This is a genomic window from Rhodococcus sp. BS-15 (assembly GCF_000813105.1).
Classification (GTDB): Bacteria; Actinomycetota; Actinomycetes; order Mycobacteriales; family Mycobacteriaceae; genus Rhodococcoides.
The window spans coordinates 1-3,628 of the sequence record NZ_BAOX01000392.1 but is presented as its reverse complement, the minus strand read 5'-3'; the positions used below and the strand labels follow the sequence as shown (position 1 = coordinate 3,628).

The 3,628-nt window shown below is 61.5% G+C and carries 4 protein-coding genes, 1 pseudogene and 1 riboswitch; of the genes and pseudogenes, 2 read left to right on the top strand and 3 right to left on the bottom strand.

Features of this window, described 5'->3' with window-relative positions; all coding sequences use genetic code 11:
- Positions 1–236 (bottom strand): annotated as a pseudogene (locus RHBS_RS25610) (hypothetical protein); the annotation flags it as partial.
- 11 nt (positions 237–247) lie between these two features.
- Positions 248–742: a DUF3558 domain-containing protein gene (locus RHBS_RS25605; protein ID WP_237669714.1), complete on the bottom strand. Its 495-nt coding sequence runs from the start codon at positions 740–742 to the stop codon at positions 248–250.
- A gap of 384 nt (positions 743–1,126) precedes the next feature.
- Here RHBS_RS25605 and RHBS_RS25600 point away from each other — a divergent pair, with 384 nt between their 5' ends.
- Positions 1,127–1,591, top strand: a complete 465-nt coding sequence (locus RHBS_RS25600; RefSeq protein WP_128646807.1) for a nucleoside deaminase — start codon at positions 1,127–1,129, stop codon at positions 1,589–1,591.
- A gap of 39 nt (positions 1,592–1,630) precedes the next feature.
- Here the strand turns inward: RHBS_RS25600 and RHBS_RS31665 are convergent, their stop codons facing one another.
- The gene (locus RHBS_RS31665; RefSeq protein WP_272913900.1) at positions 1,631–1,762 is read right to left on the bottom strand and encodes a hypothetical protein; all 132 of its coding nucleotides are present in this window, start codon (positions 1,760–1,762) and stop codon (positions 1,631–1,633) included.
- 324 nt (positions 1,763–2,086) lie between these two features.
- A riboswitch (SAM riboswitch) is annotated at positions 2,087–2,205 on the bottom strand.
- Between the two features lie 97 nt (positions 2,206–2,302).
- Here RHBS_RS31665 and RHBS_RS25590 point away from each other — a divergent pair.
- A complete protein-coding gene (locus tag RHBS_RS25590; protein WP_187298635.1) occupies positions 2,303–3,139 on the top strand; it encodes a carbonic anhydrase in 837 nt (278 codons plus the stop codon).
- Positions 3,140–3,628 lie beyond the last annotated feature (489 nt).

The window sequence follows — 3,628 nt, the reverse complement described above, 5'->3', positions numbered from 1 at the left end:
GCAATCCTCTCGAACTTTTCGCCGAGCTGCCTAGCCGAATCCAAGGTGCCGAATGCCTCGACGTCGACGAGCGACTTGGTCTGGCCCAACATGTCTTGCAGGTGCCTGATGTATGCGGCACAGATCTCGTCGCACTGGAACGCCACGCCCTCTGGGATTTCCAGCACTCCCGCATCTGCCTGCGCAGATAGCGACTGCCACTGAATCATCGACGACGCCAGGTCATTCGGTTCCATTAACTCCCCTGTCACTTCGAGGACGGCAACGACGAACGAAGCGACCGGGCCAGGCGCTCGACCTCAGCGCACGGATCGGCGCGGGGCTCAGTCCGGGCAAGACCATCGAGCATGAAATAGACAACGCCTCCGTCGCGCCCGAAAGCGATGCCGCAACTGACTTCGTCGTACTTGATCTTGCGTTGAAACCGCAGACCGTCGAACCCGTCGACCGCGGTGAATTGCTCGAACGGTCCCTCCTCGCGCAGATAGTCCAACGAAAACACGGACGAGAAGACGCCGAGGTGGTACCACGATTCGGGGAGCGGATTCCTCCAATAGCACGTTGACCAATCCGGCGATATCGGCCGTTCACCAATTAAAGTTGACTTTTTGGTTTCTACCGCCAATCCAGCGGCTTCGATCGCCTCATCCGGAATGGTGCACGGATCCCATGTTTCAGTCGACACGGGCGCAGAGACTGCCGAGGTCGTCGACGGTGCTGCAGTCGGCGCACCGTCGGACACCCCGCCACATCCGGCTACGAGCAGCATTACGCCGACAACACCCGCTGCCCACCATCGCATCGCGCTCACACCACTCCATTTCGTCGACCCGCCCAATGCATTGGACGCAGCCCACGACGAATCGGTTCCAGCCTTGTCCGGCGACGTCAGCTTTGGATGCCGACTTGCCCGGTCTTGTCCCTTCGACAGAGATGAATTCGTCGCCGTCGTCAGCCCCAGCGGCTGCGGCACGCCGGGGCGCTGTTCGAGGTCCGCGCGGATCGGCAGGACAATGGTGAGCTGGCCGAGGCCGATCCGGACGCACCGCACCCCTTGGCAATCTGTTCAATGCCTGGTCGACTGACACGGATCACACTCACAGTTCGTAGACGCCCAGGAGGAACCTTGACCGATCCTGCACGCACCGACGAGTACTTCCTCGGACTGGCAATCGAACAGGCACAGATCGGCTGGGAAGAAGGCGGCGTTCCGATCGGCGCGGCACTCGTGCACGACGGCGAAGTTCTTGCTGTGGGACGGAACCGTCGCGTCCAGATGAACAGCGCAATCCGTCACGGCGAAACCGACTGCATCGAACGAGCAGGTCGTCTCCCCGCGTCGGTGTACCGAAAGTCGGTGCTCTACACCACCTTGTCTCCATGCTTCATGTGCGCGGGAACCGCTCTGCTGTACGAGATTCCGCGAATCGTCGTCGGTGAGAACCGCTCGTTCGAGACATCGGAGAGCTTGCTACGCGAGCACGGCGTGCAGGTCGACGTCGTCGACAACGCCGAATGCGTGCTACTGATGGAACGCATGCTCGCTGAGCGCCCGAGCCTGTGGTTCGAGGACATCGGGGAGGACGCATAAGCGGCCCCGCCGAACCGGGCCCGTCTGTGCTGGGATCACTCAGCGAGCCAACGCCTGCCAGGTCGCCTCGCCCGCGCGATACCCCGCCTCGAACAGCCATGGCCACTCGGAGAAGTCTTCGGGATCGACCACCACCGTCTCGACGCCGCCGTTCCCGCGTCGCTTGGGCATGTTCTCGGGATGCGACGGGAACCGATCCTTCAGGTAAGCGGGTTCGAGACTCTGCCGAAAGATCAACCACGTCTGCGGCGTGAAGCCACTGCCTCAGCACGTTTGGCAAGGTCGATCCAGGCTTGGCTGTTGGCGTATCCGCCTTCGAGTACCCGCCTCCGAGTGTCGATCATCGGGAACACGCCGTACCAGATCGGCGGGTAACTCAGTAGCGTCTGGCACCAGGTGCGACGGCGTTCCGGTGGAATCGGTTCACACTTCGCCTGCGCTGCTTCGAGTTCATCACTACCGGACATTGTCCACCCCGCCCCGGAGGTGCAACCCTCCATCGACTTGCGCGCCTGCGATTGCGGGACGCGCCGGTTCTTCCCCTGGGGCACCCTGTCGATGGAGACGGGGTTGCCGGACAGCCGGCCAGGTACCGACAGCTGCCACTCATGAACCTCTCCCGACCATAGCCGAGAGGACCGACGCACAACACAGTCCGTGTGATAAAAATATTCAGTTAGATGCATTATGCAATTAAATTGGGGAGGGATCGTGCGTCACCTGCTTCGCGGTGTCATTGCCACCGCCGCTCTGCCGCTGCTTCTCGCCGGATGCGCGGGCAGCACCGAACCGGGAACCATGTCCGATGCCGGGACGACGACTGCCGCTTCCAGTGCCGCCTCAGCCGCCGAACAAGCGGGAGCTCAGCAGGCCACCGAGTTCCAATATGACGGCGAGTTGGGTCCCTCTACTTGGTCGACCCTCAGCCCCGAATGGGGCGCGTGCGCCGACACGTCGGCCCAATCTCCGATAGACCTGCACGACCCCACCGCCGCCGACCTACCTGCACTCGAATTCGATTATCGGCCAGGTGATGTCGCGCTGAAGAACACCACACACACGGTGCAGGCCGATGAGACACCTGGATCCGAAGTGGTCGTCGACGACAAGCACTTTCGGTTGACCCAGTTCCATCTCCACGAACCGGCCGAGCACGAACTCGACGGCGTCCGTCACGACGCCGAATTGCATCTGGTGCACACCGCCGAGGACGGAAGCATCACCGTTGTCGGGGTCCTCATCGACAGGGGCGCACCCAATGCGGCACTGGGGAACTACTTCGACGAGTTGCCTCCTGTCGGTCGGACCGCAGAGCTCGATGATTTCGATCCTTCACAACTGCTGCCTGCCGACCGGACGAACGTGCGCTACACCGGATCCCTCACCACTCCCCCGTGCACCGAGGGCGTGCAGTGGATCGTGATGACCACTCCGGTCCAGGCCTCGGCCGAACAGCTCGATAAATTTCGAGCGGTGATCGAACAGAACGCGCGGCCGCTACAGCAGCAAGGTAGCCGCAGCGTTCTGCTCGATAGCGAAGGACGCTGACGGAGCAGTGCGCCGGGTGGTCCAAACGCCGCCGCCGTGAATTGGCGATGTCACCAACAAAATCAGGAACCAACAGGTTCCGAAAAATACGTCTGTGCCCCAGAAAAAGAATCCGACTAGGGCGGTGCTGACGTACTCGGACGCGGAGTGCGCGTCATCGCCGAGTGCATCCGTGATCGTCAGCGTGAGTCCGCACCTGCCAGAGATCCGTGCGCGACTCTCAATTGTCCCTCTAATGAATGCAATTCAATCACTATCGAGTCTCAGCGCAAATATCGATTCGCCAGCAGGGCTGCATCTGTTCAGTTTCATAGCGACACCGAGCACACGGACCGCAGCATGAAGCTTCACTTGCCCAGACCCTCCGCGATCTCCCTGATGGACTTCAAGGTCCGCTGATCGGCGTACTCGGCCTCATCGAAATAGCGCTTGAACACCGACCGCATCAGCTCGATCACCTCGATATGTTGCGTCAGCACGACGCGCAGC

Coding starts and splice junctions, on each gene's coding strand:
- RHBS_RS31665 (WP_272913900.1), bottom strand. CDS start 1,762: ATGCCCAAGCGACGCGGGAACGGCGGCGTCGAGACGGTGGTGGTCGAT.